14 protein-coding genes, 1 pseudogene and 1 riboswitch are annotated in these 17,395 nt (G+C 41.8%); of the genes and pseudogenes, 5 read left to right on the top strand and 10 right to left on the bottom strand.

Annotated features, from left to right (window positions below; translation table 11 throughout):
• Nucleotides 1–159: 159 nt before the first annotated feature.
• From MTF64_RS05370 to MTF64_RS05355, 4 genes and pseudogenes are all read left to right on the top strand, one after another.
• Nucleotides 160–1,266, top strand: coding sequence for an L-dopachrome tautomerase-related protein (locus tag MTF64_RS05370; RefSeq protein WP_126007471.1), 1,107 nt, complete (start codon nucleotides 160–162; stop codon nucleotides 1,264–1,266).
• Between the two features lie 103 nt (nucleotides 1,267–1,369).
• Nucleotides 1,370–1,873 (top strand): annotated as a pseudogene (locus MTF64_RS05365) (thioredoxin family protein); the annotation flags it as partial.
• The gene (locus tag MTF64_RS05360) at nucleotides 1,870–2,661 is read left to right on the top strand and encodes a glycine betaine ABC transporter substrate-binding protein (RefSeq protein WP_248450827.1); all 792 of its coding nucleotides are present in this window, start codon (nucleotides 1,870–1,872) and stop codon (nucleotides 2,659–2,661) included. The pseudogene MTF64_RS05365 and the gene MTF64_RS05360, both read left to right, overlap by 4 nt.
• Before the next feature lie 75 nt (nucleotides 2,662–2,736).
• Entirely contained in the window at nucleotides 2,737–3,390 is a 654-nt protein-coding gene (locus MTF64_RS05355) for a nitroreductase family protein (protein ID WP_054983121.1), read from the top strand.
• A gap of 52 nt (nucleotides 3,391–3,442) precedes the next feature.
• Here the strand turns inward: MTF64_RS05355 and MTF64_RS05350 are convergent, their stop codons facing one another.
• The 10 genes from MTF64_RS05350 to dapB form a co-directional block, all read right to left on the bottom strand.
• Complete coding sequence (locus MTF64_RS05350; protein ID WP_248450826.1) at nucleotides 3,443–4,027, bottom strand: class I SAM-dependent methyltransferase; 585 nt, start codon at nucleotides 4,025–4,027, stop codon at nucleotides 3,443–3,445.
• 263 nt (nucleotides 4,028–4,290) lie between these two features.
• Entirely contained in the window at nucleotides 4,291–4,920 is a 630-nt protein-coding gene (gene grxB / locus MTF64_RS05345; RefSeq protein WP_248450825.1) for a glutaredoxin 2, read from the bottom strand.
• Nucleotides 4,921–5,260: 340 nt separating this feature from the next.
• A complete protein-coding gene (locus MTF64_RS05340) occupies nucleotides 5,261–6,394 on the bottom strand; it encodes a major royal jelly family protein (protein ID WP_248450824.1) in 1,134 nt (377 codons plus the stop codon).
• Between the two features lie 8 nt (nucleotides 6,395–6,402).
• Nucleotides 6,403–6,894: a cupin domain-containing protein gene (locus MTF64_RS05335; RefSeq protein WP_248450823.1), complete on the bottom strand. Its 492-nt coding sequence runs from the start codon at nucleotides 6,892–6,894 to the stop codon at nucleotides 6,403–6,405.
• A gap of 189 nt (nucleotides 6,895–7,083) precedes the next feature.
• Nucleotides 7,084–7,737, bottom strand: coding sequence for a 3,4-dihydroxy-2-butanone-4-phosphate synthase (ribB, locus tag MTF64_RS05330; protein WP_004588090.1), 654 nt, complete (start codon nucleotides 7,735–7,737; stop codon nucleotides 7,084–7,086).
• Between the two features lie 224 nt (nucleotides 7,738–7,961).
• Nucleotides 7,962–8,144: riboswitch (FMN riboswitch) on the bottom strand.
• Between the two features lie 67 nt (nucleotides 8,145–8,211).
• Nucleotides 8,212–9,270: a S66 peptidase family protein gene (locus tag MTF64_RS05325; RefSeq protein WP_126007485.1), complete on the bottom strand. Its 1,059-nt coding sequence runs from the start codon at nucleotides 9,268–9,270 to the stop codon at nucleotides 8,212–8,214.
• Nucleotides 9,271–9,623: 353 nt separating this feature from the next.
• A complete protein-coding gene (gene greA, locus MTF64_RS05320) occupies nucleotides 9,624–10,100 on the bottom strand; it encodes a transcription elongation factor GreA (RefSeq protein WP_004588092.1) in 477 nt (158 codons plus the stop codon).
• 46 nt (nucleotides 10,101–10,146) lie between these two features.
• Nucleotides 10,147–13,365, bottom strand: a complete 3,219-nt coding sequence (gene carB, locus MTF64_RS05315) for a carbamoyl-phosphate synthase large subunit (RefSeq protein WP_248450822.1) — start codon at nucleotides 13,363–13,365, stop codon at nucleotides 10,147–10,149.
• Between the two features lie 16 nt (nucleotides 13,366–13,381).
• Nucleotides 13,382–14,518 (bottom strand): glutamine-hydrolyzing carbamoyl-phosphate synthase small subunit, encoded by a 1,137-nt coding sequence (gene carA / locus MTF64_RS05310; RefSeq protein ID WP_004588094.1) that lies wholly within the window; start codon nucleotides 14,516–14,518, stop codon nucleotides 13,382–13,384.
• Between the two features lie 364 nt (nucleotides 14,519–14,882).
• Nucleotides 14,883–15,680: a 4-hydroxy-tetrahydrodipicolinate reductase gene (gene dapB / locus MTF64_RS05305; protein ID WP_138685009.1), complete on the bottom strand. Its 798-nt coding sequence runs from the start codon at nucleotides 15,678–15,680 to the stop codon at nucleotides 14,883–14,885.
• Between the two features lie 339 nt (nucleotides 15,681–16,019).
• Between dapB and MTF64_RS05300 the strand changes: the two genes are divergently transcribed.
• Complete coding sequence (locus MTF64_RS05300; protein WP_004588096.1) at nucleotides 16,020–17,333, top strand: Na+/H+ antiporter NhaC family protein; 1,314 nt, start codon at nucleotides 16,020–16,022, stop codon at nucleotides 17,331–17,333.
• The last annotated feature ends 62 nt before the right edge of the window (nucleotides 17,334–17,395 follow it).

The following is a 17,395-nucleotide window of genomic DNA, read 5'->3' as shown; positions in this document are numbered from 1 at the left end:
CTCGCCCTTCCAATTAACTAATATTATTTGATAAAGATTCAATCATTACCCTGTTTATTGCATAAAAATTCTCACCTATTATTCACCTCAACGCAAGCGAAGTCATTTAGGCTATTTAAATCGCTTTACTCTATTTTTTAGCATAACGGGTATCACAGTATGAAACGATTAAAAACCACCTTAGCAATAGCAACCCTGTCATTAGCCGCAAGTGCTTTTTCAAGCGCCTATGCAGCAGACGTTGGCCCCCTTGAAACGGTGACTACTTTTAATAAATATCGCGGCGCAGGTATAACTATAACACCTGCAGGGCGAATGATTGTAAGCATGCACCCGCTTGATGCACCAAAAACGCGAGTAGTTGAAATTATGGCAAACGGTGCTCAACAACCTTTCCCTAACGAAGATTGGGCTGACGGCCCCGAGCTTGGCAAAGTTGGCCTTGCAGCCGTAATTGGCGTGCATAGCGACAGCAAAGGTGTGGTGTGGATTTTAGACATGGGCAGCGAGCAAGTAGCCCCAAAACTAATTGCCTGGGACAGCGTTGCCAATACCTTAGTTAATACCATTGAATTAAATAAAGACGCTGTACTTGATAACTCGTTTTTACAAGACTTTGTTATTGATGAACGTAACGACAAAATTTACATTGCCGATATGTCTTTTGGTAACTTTATGGGCGCCACTAAACCTGCGTTTATTGTTGTTGATTTAAAAACCGGAGAATCAACGCGTGTACTTGAGGGCAATGCTAAGCTAATGCCAGAGGAGCGCGATATTGTCATAGAAGCCTCTCCTGTTGCATCTAAATCAGCAAAAGGTGAAACAACAAACCTACGTTTTGGTTTAAACCCAATTACCATTGATGATAAAAACGAATGGGTATACTTTGGCGCATTTACAGGCACAAGTGTTTACCGTATTCCAGCAAAAACACTTGCTAATAGTACGTATTCAGATGCTAAAAAAGCAAAAAGCATTGAAGTGTTTGGCCCTAAAAACCCAAGCGATGGCATGACCTACGCGCCAGGTGGCGGTATTTTAGTAACCGACCTTGAAAACAATGCCATTGGCTTAACGACTAAAGGCCACTACGAGATAATTGTTCAAGACAAACGATTATCATGGCCTGATAGCCTAGCAGTGAGCAATGGTTGGATTTATGTAACACAAGATCAGCTCCACCAGCACCCTGCATTTAGCCAAGGCTTTGGTAATGCAAAACCACCTTACGTATTAACGCGTTTTCGCTTTAATCAAAAATAATTAATTATTTTTATAAGCCAGCCATACCCGCTGGCTTTTTAGGAGTTAAGTTATGTTACTCGATACCCCTATTTGTGACTTTGGCTGGTAAGCACCCAACTTTACGTTAAGAACCCCGCAAGGCGAGCCTTTTACCTTAGCCGACAACCTAGGCGAAAATGCCTTGTTAATTATGTTTATTTGTAACCATTGCCCTTATGTGCAACGTATTGCAAGGCGCTTAAGCGAAGATACCGCGTTATTAATAAACGAAGGTATAAATGTGTTAGCTATTATGTCGAACGACTATAAAAGCGTCCCTGCTGACTCCCCAGCTAATATGGAAAAATTTGCTAAGCAGCACGGCTTTTTGTTTCCCTACCTTGTTGATGAAAACCAACGCGTAGGCAAACAGTATGGCGCGGTTTGCACGCCCGATTTTTTTGGTTTCAATAAACATGGGGCACTGCAATACCGTGGCCGCTTAGACGATGCAAAAATGAATGACGATGCACATCGCACTCCTGAGTTAGTTAATGCCATGCGCCAAATTGCGGCCACAGGCAAAGGTCCTGAGCAGCAAACACCCAGCATGGGCTGCTCTATAAAATGGAGTAATTCATTATGAGTACAATACATTTAAAATTGGGCGTAACCGATTTATCGTTTCACCATGTTACGGCCTCTTTAGTGAGCCATGTTTTAACTGATATGGGCTTTACCGTTGAGCGTATTTATGCGCCGCATCAAGATAACTTTAAAAACCTTAAATCTGGTGAAGTAGATTTACTCGCCTCAGCATGGCTGCCTTCAAGCCACGGCATTTATAAAGCCGATGTTGAACAAGTTATGCCACTCGTTGAGCTTGGCTTACATTATGAGCCATATGCACACTGGGGCGTACCAGATTACGTACCGCAAAGTGCAGTAAACGAAATTAGTGATTTGCTAAAGCCAGATGTGGTTTCAAAAATGCAAAAAACAATTCAGGGCATTAATGCCGGTGCTGGTATTACCCGTTTTTCTATTAATATGATGAAAGAATATGGGCTGACGAGCGCAGGGTATGAGTTTTTAACCGGCACAGAGCATGACTGCTTTAGCGCGTTTGAAAACGCCGTCGCCACCCAAACCTGGTGCGTAGTGCCGTTATGGAAGCCACAATTTTTGCATTACAAGCACACAATACGTGAGCTTAAAGAACCACAAGGGTTACTTGGCGTTGTTGATAGAGCTGTTTTACTCCTACGAGAAGATAAACAAGCGCTGTTTAGCCAAGCACAGTTAAACACCCTTGATAAATTACGCTTTTCAAATGAGATCATTGCCGAGCTTGACTATAAAGTATGCAAAAACTTACAACCACTCGATGACGTAACGCGTAATTGGCTTAATAACAATCCAATTAAAAAGTAATTTGTGCTTTGTTTTTTTAAAAAAGGCTCAATATAGACACTACTTGGCTAAAATAGCCACTTAACGGAGATAACCATGACCCATCCAATTATTAATGATTTAGAAAAACGTTATACAACTAAACGCTACACAACCAAGCGTATTCCTCAAGATGATCTAGATGTAATTTACGAAGCTATGCGTCTTTCTCCTTCATCTATTAACTCGCAGCCGTGGAAATTTATTGTTATTGAGTCAGACGAAGCTAAAGAGCGTATGCACTCTACGTTTGCTAATAAATTTCAATTTAATCAGCCGCATATTAAAACTGCATCGCACGTTATTTTATTTGCTTACAACCCTAAATATAAACGTGATGACTACGCACAAGTCATTGATGCAGACATTAAAAATGGCCGTACTCAAAGTGAAAACCGCGAACAAGCTTTTGGCGCGTTTGCTTTTGTTGATATGAATACCGATGAGCAAGGCAACAATGCAATGTGGACCAAAGCGCAAACTTACATTGCCCTGGGCAACACAATGCACGCCGCAGCACGCTTAGGCGTTGATTCAACACCTATGGAAGGTGTAGATGCACAGCTTATTGGTGAAGTGTTTGAACAAGAGCTCGATGGCTATATTTGTGATGTAGCGTTGGTACTTGGCTACCACGATGACACTGAAGATTATAACGCTAAGTTACCTAAATCTCGCTTAGCAAAAGAGCAAGTTATACAGGTTTTATAAAAACCTATTAAAAAAGCTTAGCGCTAATGAGTGCTAAGCTTTTATATTCATTTTATTTTTTAGCAATAGCTTGCAGTACCGACGCTAAACCTGTGTGGTATGTGCCTTCAAACACTTCTCGCTTTAGCTCTTCTAAATGTACAAAGCTAAGCTCGGCTAAGTCATCTTGTAAATCGCTTTTTGAGGTTTTAGTATCGACACTAGGGCCGCCTCCGGTATTATAATTTACTTGCTCAGGCGTATAGGCCTCAAGTAAAAATACCCCACCTAGCTTTAAACCTTTAACAGCGCGCTTATATACCGCTGAACGCACGGCACTTGGTAAAGGGCAATAAATAGACACTACCGCATCCCATTTTTCTTTTCCAAAATCAAACTTCGCTAAATCGGCGTGTACTAGCTCAATGTTTACGTTGTGCTCTTTGGCAAGCTTTGCCGCTTTTTCAAGCCCTACTTTTGAGCCATCAACCGCGGTAACGCTGTAACCCATTTTTGCTAAAAATACCGCATTTCGTCCCTCACCTTCGGCTAAGCTAATAACATTGCCTTTAGGTAATTGCTTATAGTGCTCGGCTAAAAAATCGTTTGGCTGTTTGCCATAAGCGTATTGCTGAGTGTTATACCTTTCATCCCACATAATAGCTCCTGGTATTATTTTGCGCATTCATAGCGTTGAATAAGCCTGCTTAATAATTCCACTAATAATATGTAGTGTAAATAGGTAACTAATTTTTTAATGTTATTAATATACTACTCAGCCATGCTCACGCACACTGCTAAGTGCTGGATTAAAAAGGGTGATTTTCAGAGCTAAATAAAAAAGCCAGTGACGAGGTCACCGGCCAAAAGAAGGCAATACGAAGGGAGTCGTACTGGCTGTTAAAACTTTTTCAGTATGCGCTATCTTAATAACGGCACATGAGATTCTAATGCCTGATAGTTCATCCATTGGTTTAATTGCTCTGGCCAGGTAATGGTTGGCTCGCAATATAAACCGCGTAATATAGAAAAATAAATAGCGCTATCAAGCAAGCTTAATGACGTTTTACCATTATTAATATTGAGCTGCTTTTCGGTGCCAATTAAAAATTCATTTACTTGTAAAACGATCTCAGGAGTTGATGCTATTAGGTTTACAAAGTTAAGCTCTGTCGATTGCTTGTTATCTTCCCACGCTATTCGGCTAGATTCTGTTTTAAACTCTTTTAAATCCAATGGCCAGCGCGGCAAACCAATTTGCAATAAAGGCGCAAACGAGCCACCTTGCCACTCAATAGCCCCTTGCGTTGGCTTGTTTGATTCGCTAGAGCCAGCAAGTTCAATAAACAGGCTAATAATTTCGTTACTTTCACTCATAACAGTGCCGTCATCTTTCTCAAGAATAGGTACCATTTTTTTACCAATTAGTTTTGTGGGTGTTTCAGTGTCGTCGTAATCAAGTACAACGTCATCAAGCTTAATGCCTAATTTACCTGCTACATATTTAACACGCGCACAAAAAGGACAATGAGAGTAACTGTATAGTTTCATAATTAATTAAAGCCTAAAGCGGGTTAAGTACCTATGGCCGTAAGATACCCAAATAGTCAGCGCAGAAAAACCGCATTTAGGTTGAAACTTTATCTTGTAAAAATTGATAATCACGCTTTAATACCAGTCCGCATAATTAAGTGATCTATTTTGAGGATGGATAAACGTGTTGATAGCAAGGCAAAAAATTCGCTATTTAGTCGTTCTAAATGAGAATTTTTTAACGCAGATAGCGACACGTTTAGCCCCTGAAAATGATTAAGCGTTAATGCGGATTGGTATAAGTAGTAAATAAAATAAAAAACACGCCATAAAGGCGTGCTTATTTTACACATTATAGTTAGCGCCCTATTACGCCCTCAGCTAAAGGTTTAAATCTAAATATATAATAAGGTGCTTTATTTTGAGCATTGCCGTTATTAAGTTGTGCCGAAAGCGGCAATTGCGCAGCGCCGGTGTACATGTAACCCTCTGGTCCAATGCTTACACCATCTGGCCAAATCATGTTTTTATCGTACGTGTAATCACGGTACGTACGTGTTTTGGCATCAATAACGCCCACAGTACGCTCACCCACTATGGTTAAATATAAATTATCATCAGCATCAATACTTAAACCACCGTTTACTGGTTTTTGTGCGTATTGCTCTACACGTTCGCCTAGTTGTTTATCGGTTAATTGCTCGTTAGCAATGTCGGCCATTTTTATACGGTAAACATACTTTTTATTAAGCGGAGCAAAGTAAAGCCATTGCTGCGCGTTATCAAGCACAATGCCATCGGCACCAATAAAGGCATTAAGTTGCTTTTGGTTATCAGTCCCTTCATCAATCATTATTGGCATTGTGTAATCGGGTAATGCACTTTCGTGACCTTGCAATACTCGCCGGCTCTTACCTGTTTTAGTATTAACGATAATAAGGGCGGCTTGCTTGCCATTTCCGCCATCCGCAATACCTTCATCAGCGATCACCAATGTATTGTATTTGCTCGATATAGCTAAATCATTAAGTTGAGATTGAGCAACCGATATAGGGCTAGGTAAGTAAATAATTTTATTAAGCTTATTGTTTAGCGCATCCCATGCTATCAGCTTTGGCGTAATACGCGGCTGCGCCTGGCCTGAGTCGAGTATCCATACATTACCTCTGTCATCTGCCCTTACCCCTAATACCCAATTTAAATAGTTAGCGGGATTTTTTAAGCTGCCATCACTTTTATAAGGAATTTGCATTTGCGCATTAGGAAATGGCACCACATCACCACTTTTTAAAAGCTCCCCCACTTTTACTTTTGGGTTATAAAAAGGGTGATAACTAAAAATAAAGCGCTTGTTTAGTGTATACGTAATACCGCCCACAGCACCGTCGGTTTGTGCGTAAACCTCAGCGGGTACCGTGTCATTTGCAAAAGCCGAGGCACTTATTAGCAAGGCTATAGCGCTTAGCCCTAATTTAGATTTATTTAAAAACATAATTTGCCCTACTTTTGCTTAATGTAATTAGCTGTGCCGTCTATCCAGTCTTGTCGAGCTGGGGCAAAAAAATCAATATCTACCGTATCTTGGGTAAAGTGAAATTCGTGCGGTACATTGGCCGGTATCACCATCATGTCACCCGCTTTCATAAGGTATTGTTTACCGCCAGAAAACACTTTAGCTTCGCCTGACATGATCCACGTTACTTGTTCATTAGGGTGTTTATGAAGCGTTACTTTGCCGCCTTTTTTAGCCACCCATTTTACAAACGTTGATTGCGTACCATGAAAATATTGGCGTGTTAAATATGGGCCCATTTGCTCTTTGGGTTGGCTGTCGAGATTAAGTAAAAAAGGGGCGTTGGTAATGTGCTGATTATAACTATCCATTATGCCCATTTGGGGTGCAGGCGTTATTTGCTGTTCAATTTTACTTTGCGCTGCCCATACGCCACTGCTTGTTAAAGTAGTTGCTAATAAAAGCGTGTTAATTTTCATAGTTTCACCTAAATAATAAACTGTGTGCAGCTGCACTGACTATTTAGGCAAAGTTTACAGGCTGAGGATTTTTGAAAAAGCCGCCTAGGCAAGAAACATTTTCAAATAAAAACGAGTAATTAATTACTTATTACAAAATAAAAACCCAACAGTAAAGCTGGGTTTTACTTAGGTAATGCTTAAAAACGCTTAACTGACCTTTAATTCTTGCATTTGTATGTACTGTACTAAGTCTTCAATCGTTACCACTGTCATGCTGTGTTTATTAGCATAGTCACTTACCTGTGGTAAACGCGCCATGGTGCCATCAGGATTAGTGAGTTCACAAATAACTCCAAACGGTTTTAAGCCAGCCAGCTGCATTAAATCAACAGATGCCTCGGTGTGACCGCGGCGAACTAAAACCCCACCTGTTTGTGCTTTTAAGCCAAATACATGGCCTGGGCGCGATAAATCACTGGGTTTGGCGTTATCGGCTGTGGCGGCTTTAATCGTTGTTACTCGATCGGCGGCCGATACGCCGGTTGTAACACCGTGTTTAGCCTCTATTGTGACTGTGTAGGCTGTATTATTTTGGCTGGTGTTGTGAGTTACCATTTGCGGTAGCTCGAGCTGCTTAATACGCTCATCGCCCATACACAGGCACACAATACCGCTGCCTTCGCGGATCATTTCCGCCATTTGTTGGGTCGTTAAATGCTCGGCAGAAAAAACAAAATCACCTTCGTTTTCGCGGTTCTCGTCATCAACAACAAGTACGCCTTGGCCTTGCTGCAAAGCAGCAATGGCGTTTTCTACGCGGGTGTGGCTTTCGCCAAATTGGCTAAGTAAAGACTGAATCATTATTATATTCCACATAAAAATAAATAGATTCAGGACACTGAAAGGCATGGCAAAACGCACAAACTAAATTGCGCACTTTTTGCCACTAAACAGCTTATACCAATCCGCTTAATTAAGTGATTTATTTTGAGGTTAGAAAAACGTGTCGCTCAAAATAATTAAGTATTATTGCGAATTGGTATTAAACACGCAGCCACAGGCCACGTGTTTGCATACGCTACAAGCTATATTCTCTTTCATCCGGACTATAACCGTCGGCTCTGGCATCTCACCAGATCTGCTTGACCTTTATTTAATACATTAAAAAAACGATTATTAAATAAAGCGCTCGCGGGCTCGTTTTATTCAAAAGCTAATGAGTAAAACATACCGCCGGTGGGGAATTTCACCCCGCCCTGAGAATGTACCGTGAACTTATCTGTTCACGGCCTGCGCATTATACGCGTGTATTTATACGTTATTCAAAAATAAACGTTAAATAAGCTCAGTATTTAGTGAGGCATTGAGTACGTTACCTTGGTTAATATCGGCCGTGAGTGAGCATTTTGCGCCATTAACTAAGTTTAAATTTGGCTGCACATGGCCAATATCAGCATCTATTATTACCGGGAATAAACACCCACCCAATGCCACATCTAGCGCATGGCGGTAATCAAATGCATCGTGATGACTTTGTGTTATTTCACTGCGCCCTAAAATAAGGCCGTTAATATCATCAAATACACCGGCAAGTTTGAGCGACAGTAAAAATCGCGCCACGGTGGTAGGGGTAAGCTCTGAATTTTCTAGGTATAAAATTAGCCCTTCGTTCGCACTGTGTTTTTTAAAGTCGTGCAATGCTAAAAATGGCGAATCTAGCAATAACCCTACGGTATCAAGGCAGCCGCCAAATAAGCGCCCAGACATCTCTATTGTGCGCTCATCGGTGTAATTTAGACACTGCCACTGGGTAGGCTCGCTTGGCGCTAGCAGCTCATCGGGGTTTTGTGCGTAATTGGGTTTATTTTTTTGGTAATAAGCAGAAGGTCCTTGCTCAAATTTACTTCCCGACTCGTAGGTAATGGTTTCAAAAATTTGTAAGCTGTAGGGGTTTGTTTCATCTGGGTGCAGCTGCATTAGGTTGGCACTATGAAGTGTTGCCCATTGGCACTTAGCCGTAAGTGCACAGGCAATTGTGCTCACATCAGAAAAGCCCACCAGCCATTTAGGCTTGGCCTCTTTTATGGCGTTAAAATCCAGTAGTGGCAATATTTCCATTGCCAGCTCTCCGCCCATTGGCGGCATAATGGCGGCAACCTCATCGTCTAGCAAAAAGCCCATTAATTGCTTGGCATGCGCTTTTGCATCTAATTCATCGCGGGGTTTATTTTGGCGTAAAAACTCCCCTTCTACTACCTCGTAACCACGGTGTTTTAAACCGTCTATCACTCTATCTAATCGTGCATGGTATTTTTCTTTTAAGCCCGACGAAAGCGAGCAAATAGCAATTTTAGAGCCTACTTTTAAAGGCGCTGGATAAAGTATATTAGCCATGAATGTTCCTTTTAATAAAGTGATTCCACTGTGTAAAAGCCGTTATGCATTTACACATTACCTATATGAATGTACCTATATCAACACGCACACTCTTTATGCAATATGAATAAGCGTAGAGTGTGTTTAGCATTTATGCAGTCACCATTTTATTTATAAATTTTTTAACGGGTAATGGCACGCGCTTTTTTAGCAATCCAATTATGCCAATCCGTTTAACTCAGCTCTTTATTTCGAGGGGTGGTGTTATATATGGGGTTTATGAGGATAAGTTGGCATTAGCTAGTTTTTAGGCATAAAAAAACCGATGCAATCGCATCGGTTTTTGCTTGTACATTACTGTGAGCTAAATATTAAAGATACTCAACGTCAATGATTTCGTACTCAACGTCGCCTTTAGGCGTTTTAATGGTCACAGCATCATCTGTTTGTTTACCAATTAAACCGCGCGCAATCGGTGAGTTAACAGAAATTAAGTTATTTTTAATATCTGCTTCGTCATCACCCACAATACGGTAGGTTACTTCGGCATCTGTTTCTACATTTACAATAGTGACAGTAGTACCAAAAATAACTTTACCTGTATTAGGCATTTTAGTTACGTCAATAATTTGCACATTTGAAAGCTTAGCTTCAATTTCTTGAATACGGCCTTCACAAAAACCTTGTTGCTCACGCGCTGCGTGGTATTCAGCGTTTTCTTTTAAGTCACCATGTTCACGTGCAATCGCAATATCATTTACGATTTTAGGACGGGTAACTGTTTTTAATTCGTTAAGCTCTTCGCGCAGTAACTCTGCGCCACGAACTGTCATCGGAATTGATTGCATACTTTTCTCACTTAACACCAAGGCCTAGTGGCCTTGGTACATTTCCTTAGTTCAATCGCTGGTGTAGCTCTTGAACTGACGTCACTTTACTACGGTCGTCCGCTTGGTTAGCAGTACAGTTAGCAAATGCCGCGTTCAAGGTTGTCGTGTAGTTGGTTTTGTTTTGCAATGCACCACGACGCAACACCTTCGAATCTTCGATCGCTTGGCGACCTTCGGTGGTATTTACGATATAGCTGTACTCTTTATTCTTGATGTTATCAAGAATATGCGGGCGGCCTTCATATACTTTGTTTACACGGCGTACTTCAATACCGGCCTCTTTTAAAGCCTCTGCTGTGCCACCTGTTGCATCAATTTCAAAACCAAGGTCTGTCATGGTTTTAGCAAGTTCTACAACACGAGACTTATCGCTGTTACGAACAGATAGTAACGCGCGACCACCGCGTGGTAAAGTGTTGCTTGCACCTAATTGTGCTTTTGCGAACGCTTCGGCGAAAGTATCGCCAACACCCATCACTTCACCTGTAGAGCGCATCTCTGGGCCACGGATAGGATCCACACCTTGGAACTTAGCAAACGGTAAAACAACTTCTTTAACGCTGTAATACGGTGGAATTACTTCTTTAGTAATGCCTTGGCTTGCTAAAGACTGACCCGCCATACAACGCGCGGCTACTTTTGCAAGTGCAATACCGGTCGCTTTAGATACAAACGGTACAGTACGCGCCGCACGTGGATTCACTTCAATTAAGTACACTTTGCCATCTTTTACAGCAAATTGTGTATTCATTAAGCCCACTACGCCAAGCTCAAGTGCCATATCGGTTACTTGTTTGCGCATAACATCTTGCACTTCTTGTGATAAAGAGTGTGCAGGTAATGAACATGCTGAGTCACCCGAGTGAACACCCGCTTGCTCAATGTGCTCCATTATACCGCCAATAATTACTTGCTCGCCGTCACAAATTGCATCAACGTCCACTTCGATTGCGTTATCTAAGAAGTGATCAAGTAGTACCGGCGCTTCATTTGAAGCTTGTACCGCTTCGGTCATGTAACGACGTAAGTCTTGCTCATCGTAAACAATTTCCATTGCACGGCCACCCAGTACGTACGATGGACGCACAACAAGTGGAAAGCCAATTTCACCTGATTTAAGTAATGCTTCTTCAGTTGATGTAACTGTTGCGTTTTCTGGTTGTAGTAAATCAAGACGCTCTACTAACTGCTGGAAACGCTCACGGTCTTCTGCGCGGTCAATCGCATCTGGTGAAGTACCAATTACTGGCACACCATTCGCTTCAAGTTCACGTGCTAGTTTAAGTGGTGTTTGGCCACCGTACTGTACAATCACACCTTTTGGTTTTTCAACACGTACAATTTCTAATACGTCTTCGAGTGTAATTGGTTCAAAGAATAGACGGTCAGAGGTATCGTAATCGGTAGAAACCGTTTCAGGGTTACAGTTAACCATTATGGTCTCATAGCCGTCTTCGCGTAGCGCAAGGGCTGCGTGCACACAACAGTAGTCAAACTCAATGCCTTGGCCGATACGGTTAGGACCGCCGCCAATAACCATGATTTTGTCTTTGTCTGACGGGTTCGCTTCACACTCTTCATCGTACGTTGAGTACATGTAAGCTGTGTCTGAGCTAAATTCAGCAGCACAGGTATCAACACGCTTGTACACAGGTACAATGTTTAACTGATGACGCTTTTTGCGAATTTCGGCTTCAGATACACCAGCAATTTCAGCAATACGTGGGTCGGCGAAGCCTTTACGCTTAAGTTTACGTAAAAACTCGGCATTTAAGCCGGCCATGCCACCTTCAGCAATTTTAGCTTCGTCTTTTAAAATGTCTTCTATTTGTACTAAGTACCAAGGATCAACTTTGGTAAGTTCAAATACCTCTTCTACGCTCATACCGTGGCGCATTGCATCGGCAATGTACCAAATACGCTCAGCGCCTGGCTCGCGTAGTTCACGGATGATTTTTTCGCGCGCTTTCGGGTCATCAAGTGCCACAATTGGGTTAAAGCCCGTTGCGCCTACTTCAAGACCGCGTAATGCTTTGTGTAACGATTCTTGCTGGTTACGACCAATCGCCATTACTTCGCCCACTGATTTCATTTGCGTTGTTAAGCGATCGTTCGAGCCGGCAAATTTTTCAAAGTTAAAGCGAGGAATTTTTGTTACTACGTAGTCGATTGATGGCTCAAATGACGCTGGTGTTTTGCCACCTGTAATGTCGTTTTGAAGCTCATCTAACGTGTAACCAATTGCTAACTTAGCGGCAATTTTAGCAATAGGGAAACCCGTTGCTTTAGATGCCAGTGCTGATGAGCGAGATACACGTGGGTTCATCTCAATGATAACCATACGGCCATCATCAGGGTTTACACCAAACTGTACGTTTGAACCACCGGTTTCAACACCAATTTCACGCAGTACCGCCATAGAGGCATTACGCATTAATTGATATTCTTTGTCGGTTAGCGTTTGTGCTGGTGCAACGGTGATTGAATCACCAGTGTGTACACCCATTGGGTCAAAGTTTTCGATAGAACATACAATGATACAGTTGTCTTTTTTGTCGCGAACAACTTCCATTTCATATTCTTTCCAGCCAATCAGTGATTCATCAATCAACAACTCACTTGTTGGTGATAAATCTAGGCCGCGCTCACAGATTTCGTTAAATTCTTCCATGTTGTAAGCCACACCGCCACCGGTGCCACCCATAGTGAAAGAAGGACGAATAATACACGGAAAACCAATACGTGTTAGCGTATCGTGTGCTTCATCCATAGAGTGAGCAATTTCAGCACGTGGACATTCAAGGCCAATGTTTTTCATGGCTACGTCAAAGCGTTCACGGTTCTCTGCTTTGTCGATTGCATCAGCGGTTGCGCCAATTAGCTCAACGCCGTGTTTAGCCAGTACACCGTGCTTATCTAAATCAAGTGCACAGTTTAATGCAGTTTGACCACCCATTGTTGGTAGTACTGCATCTGGCTTTTCTTTTTCAATAATTTTTTCTACCACTTCCCAATGAATAGGTTCGATGTACGTTGCATCGGCCATTTCTGGGTCAGTCATGATAGTTGCTGGGTTTGAGTTAACTAATATAACTCTAAAGCCTTCTTCTCTAAGTGCTTTACACGCTTGAGCACCAGAGTAATCAAATTCACAAGCTTGACCAATTACAATTGGGCCTGCGCCTAAGATAAGAATGCTTTTTAAATCGGTACGTTTTGGCATTATTACTCCAGTTAAATTAGTTATTACGCGCTTGCATCAGGTCGATGAAGTGGTCAAATAATGGGGCAGCATCGTGCGGGCCTGGGCTTGCTTCTGGGTGACCTTGGAAGCTAAACGCTGGCTTATCAGTACGATGAATACCTTGTAGTGTTCCATCAAATAACGATTTGTGCGTGGCACGTAAGTTACTTGGTAGTGTGTCTTCATCGGCAGCAAAACCGTGGTTTTGTGCGGTGATCATTACTACATCGCGGTCTAAGTCTTTTACTGGGTGGTTACCACCGTGGTGGCCAAATTTCATTTTTACTGTTTTAGCACCTGAGGCCAGTGCTAATAATTGATGCCCTAAACAAATACCAAAAATTGGTGTGTCGGTTTCTAAAAAGGTTTTAATTGCATCAATAGCGTAAGTACATGGCTCTGGATCGCCAGGACCATTAGATAAGAAGATACCATCTGGGTTTAAAGCAAGTACATCGGCGGCTGAGGTTTGCGCTGGTACAACGGTTAATTTACAACCGCGATCAACTAGCATACGTAAAATATTACGTTTAACACCGAAGTCGTAGGCTACTACATGAAACTTTTCATCATCGCTGCTAAGGGTTTTAAATCCTTGGCCTAATGTCCAGCTTGATTCGCGCCACTCAAAATTTTCCTTGGTTGAGACAACTTTTGCTAAATCCATACCTTTTAAACCTGGGAAGGTTTGCGCGGCTTGTAACGCTTTGTTTTCGTCTAACTCGTCACCGGCAATAATACAGCCGTTTTGTGCGCCTTTGTCGCGCAAAATACGGGTAAGCTTTCTGGTGTCGATGTCCGCAATACCTAAAATATTACGTTGTTTTAAGTAATCATCTAACGATTGCTCGTTACGAAAGTTACTTGCTAGCAGTGGCAAATCACGGATCACTAGGCCTTTAGCCCAAATTTGATTCGCTTCTTCGTCTTCGCTGTTGGTACCCGTATTGCCGATATGTGGGTACGTCAAAGTTACGATTTGTTCCGCGTATGATGGATCAGTCAAAATTTCTTGATAACCAGTCATAGACGTATTGAATACTACTTCACCGACTGACATGCCGTCAGCGCCGATTGCAGTACCGCGAAACACTGTGCCGTCTTCTAGGACTAACAGAGCGGATTTAGTCAAGTTAAACCTCCTAACAGTAAAAAACGGGAGTAAGCAAATGCTTAACACCCCGCCAATACCCAGAGGGAGCGTCAAAACCAGATTTTTTTGTGAGCTTAAATTGTTTTACGCAGTCTTAAATGATGCCGATATAAAACGCTAAACCTTCAATCATTTTTCTTGCCTAAAACTCTTTTCATTCCCACTGAAACCCCTGGTTTTACTAGCCACTTGGGTATAATTGGAAACACGCATTTAGTAATTTTTGGCAAATTGGCTGCATTCTACATGAAGATGCTATTTAGGTCTAACGTTATTTAGATAAACACTACAAATAAGTCGCTTTAGGCAAAAATAGACCCAAACAGCTAAAAAAGTAACTAAACTACTTCAGATCTAGCACATCTTGCATATCATAAAGTCCTGCTGGTTTATTTTGTAACCACTGCGCAGCCCTTATAGCTCCTAATGCAAAGGTCATTCGCGAACTTGCTTTGTGGGTTAATTCAAGCCTTTCGCCCATAGTTGCGAAATAGGCGGTGTGTTCACCTACTATGTCCCCGCCTCTTAGTACTGAATAGCCAATTTCATTTTGTGATTTTGCGGTTTCTACTTGGCTGCGGTCGTATACCGCTACTTCATCGTGATCCCACCCTTTAGCCTGTGCAATAGATTCACCAATGGCTAATGCTGTGCCCGAGGGCGCATCTATTTTATGACGATGATGCGCTTCAAAAACTTCTATATCTAGGTCATCACCAAACTTAGTGGCCGCTGTTTGCACTAGGTTAAGTAGCACATTAACGCCAACGCTGTAGTTACGCGCAAACACAATAGGAATATGTTTAGCAGCATTTTCTAATAATGCCATGTCTTCGCTAGTTAAACCTGTGGTGCCTATAACCATAGGCAGTTTTTTATCGAGCGCTGTTTTTAAGTGATTGCGCATACCTGCTGGTAACGTAAAGTCGATAAGTACATCAACATCAGCAACCTTGCTCTCGTCGCTAAAGCTAATGGCTTTGTCGGCTGCACTGTTTACTTGATTTACATTAATACCCAATAACGATGAGCTGCTGCGAACATACGCACCACCAAGTTGTGTTTGCTCTTTAATTGTCGCGGCTTCTAATAGGGCTAAGCCCATTCTGCCGTTAGCACCAAAAACACCTATTCGATTCATTGTTATTGCCTTAATCTGATTTAGTTGGATCTGTTGTTGCGTACCCTGACTAATTTGCCGCCCTAAACTTGCTTTGAGCAATTATTAGCCGCATATAATCGCACACCGGTAGATATTATCTAAAAGTCGTGCAATAGTCAGGTAAGCCCTTAATTAAATAATAATAACAATACCAGTTTACTTTAGCCATCTATACATTTAAACTTCTCTTTCGCGTCGATTTGGTCTTTGGCTTGCGGGCGCTGTGGTCATCTACTTTTCTATTAAAGAGTGATCTACTAAATTCAGCTAAAAGAGGAGTTTTGGCTGTGGTTATACTAACTGGTTATGAGGAATACAATGCAGCCAACATTTAATAAAAACAAAGCAATTCTATCTTTGCTTCCCCTTCTTACCTTTGTAGCCCTTTTTTTAGGCTCAGGTTTATATTTACAATCGCAAGGGGTTGATTACGCTTTTTACCAGCTCCCAGCGCCGGTTGCTATACTACCCGCTATTATGCTTGCCTTTATTTTAAACAAAGGCACTGTAAACCAATGTGTTGAAACCTTTATTAAAGGCGCAGGACACAACAACATTATTACCATGTGTTTAATTTACTTACTTGCCGGTGCATTTTCGGCAGTAGCAAGTGCCACCGGTGGTGTGGATGCGGTTGTAAACGCTGGCTTGTCACTTATTCCCCCGTCGCTGTTATTACCTGGGCTATTTTTAATTGCTGCGGTTGTCTCTACTGCAATGGGTACATCAATGGGTACCATTGGTGCTATAGGGCCAATTGCTTATGCGGTATCCGTTAAAACAGGCATCGACCCTGCCCTAATGGCCGGTACTATAGTATCGGGCGCAATGTTTGGTGATAACCTTTCTATTATTTCAGACACAACCATTGCTGCAACGCGTACGCAAGGCTGTGAAATGAAAGACAAGTTTAAAGAAAACTTAAAAATAGCGGTTCCTGCTGCCGTATTAACCATTGCTTTGCTGCTTTATTTAACACCTGCTCCACAAGCAGTAGAAACTAAAGATTTTGATTTATTATTAGTGCTGCCTTATGCCTTTATTTTAGTATTGGCTGTTGCCGGTATGAACGTGTTTGTCGTGCTATTTAGCGGTATTGTATTTGCTGCGCTAATGGGCTTTACCGGCAGCTACGAAGGCGCAAGCTTTGTAAAAGATATTTACAAAGGCTTTACCGATATGCAGGAAATATTTTTACTTTCTATGTTTATTGGTGGCTTATCTGAATTCATTCGTATTAACGGCGGCCTTGATTTTCTGGCACAAAAAATTCAAGCCATTACAAAAGTGATTGCCAAGTGGCACCGCAAAGTAGCTGATCAGCTTGGTATAGCTGCGTTGGTATTAACCAGCAACGTGTGTATAGCCAATAACACGGTATCAATTATTGTTGCAGGTCCTATTGCTAAAAAACTTGCTGATGATGGCGAAATAAGTGGTAAACGCTCTGCAAGTTTACTTGATATTTTTGCTTGTGTTACGCAAGGCTCACTGCCCTATGGTGCTCAAGCATTACTGTTAGGTGCTACGTTTAAAATTAGCCCGTGGGAAGTATCAACGTCATCTTACTATTGCTTTATTTTAGCTTTTACTGCCATTGCCGTTATTTGTTTGCGCCGCAATAAAGCCTAAATTTTGTGCAAAATCTTATGTTGCAGCTTAATAAATAAGCTGCAACATATGTTAAAATAATA

Origin of the sequence: Pseudoalteromonas sp. 2CM41L (genome assembly GCF_023161905.1) — a bacterium.
In the GTDB taxonomy this organism is placed as follows: domain Bacteria; phylum Pseudomonadota; class Gammaproteobacteria; order Enterobacterales; family Alteromonadaceae; genus Pseudoalteromonas; species Pseudoalteromonas atlantica.
The sequence above is the reverse complement of the archived record's forward strand: the minus strand, read 5'-3'. Positions and strand labels throughout refer to the sequence as shown.

Coding starts and splice junctions, on each gene's coding strand:
- MTF64_RS05370 (WP_126007471.1), top strand. CDS start 160: ATGAAACGATTAAAAACCACCTTAGCAATAGCAACCCTGTCATTAGCC.
- MTF64_RS05360 (WP_248450827.1), top strand. CDS start 1,870: ATGAGTACAATACATTTAAAATTGGGCGTAACCGATTTATCGTTTCAC.
- MTF64_RS05355 (WP_054983121.1), top strand. CDS start 2,737: ATGACCCATCCAATTATTAATGATTTAGAAAAACGTTATACAACTAAA.
- MTF64_RS05350 (WP_248450826.1), bottom strand. CDS start 4,027: ATGTGGGATGAAAGGTATAACACTCAGCAATACGCTTATGGCAAACAG.
- grxB (WP_248450825.1), bottom strand. CDS start 4,920: ATGAAACTATACAGTTACTCTCATTGTCCTTTTTGTGCGCGTGTTAAA.
- MTF64_RS05340 (WP_248450824.1), bottom strand. CDS start 6,394: ATGTTTTTAAATAAATCTAAATTAGGGCTAAGCGCTATAGCCTTGCTA.
- MTF64_RS05335 (WP_248450823.1), bottom strand. CDS start 6,894: ATGAAAATTAACACGCTTTTATTAGCAACTACTTTAACAAGCAGTGGC.
- ribB (WP_004588090.1), bottom strand. CDS start 7,737: ATGATTCAGTCTTTACTTAGCCAATTTGGCGAAAGCCACACCCGCGTA.
- MTF64_RS05325 (WP_126007485.1), bottom strand. CDS start 9,270: ATGGCTAATATACTTTATCCAGCGCCTTTAAAAGTAGGCTCTAAAATT.
- greA (WP_004588092.1), bottom strand. CDS start 10,100: ATGCAATCAATTCCGATGACAGTTCGTGGCGCAGAGTTACTGCGCGAA.
- carB (WP_248450822.1), bottom strand. CDS start 13,365: ATGCCAAAACGTACCGATTTAAAAAGCATTCTTATCTTAGGCGCAGGC.
- dapB (WP_138685009.1), bottom strand. CDS start 15,680: ATGAATCGAATAGGTGTTTTTGGTGCTAACGGCAGAATGGGCTTAGCC.
- MTF64_RS05300 (WP_004588096.1), top strand. CDS start 16,020: ATGCAGCCAACATTTAATAAAAACAAAGCAATTCTATCTTTGCTTCCC.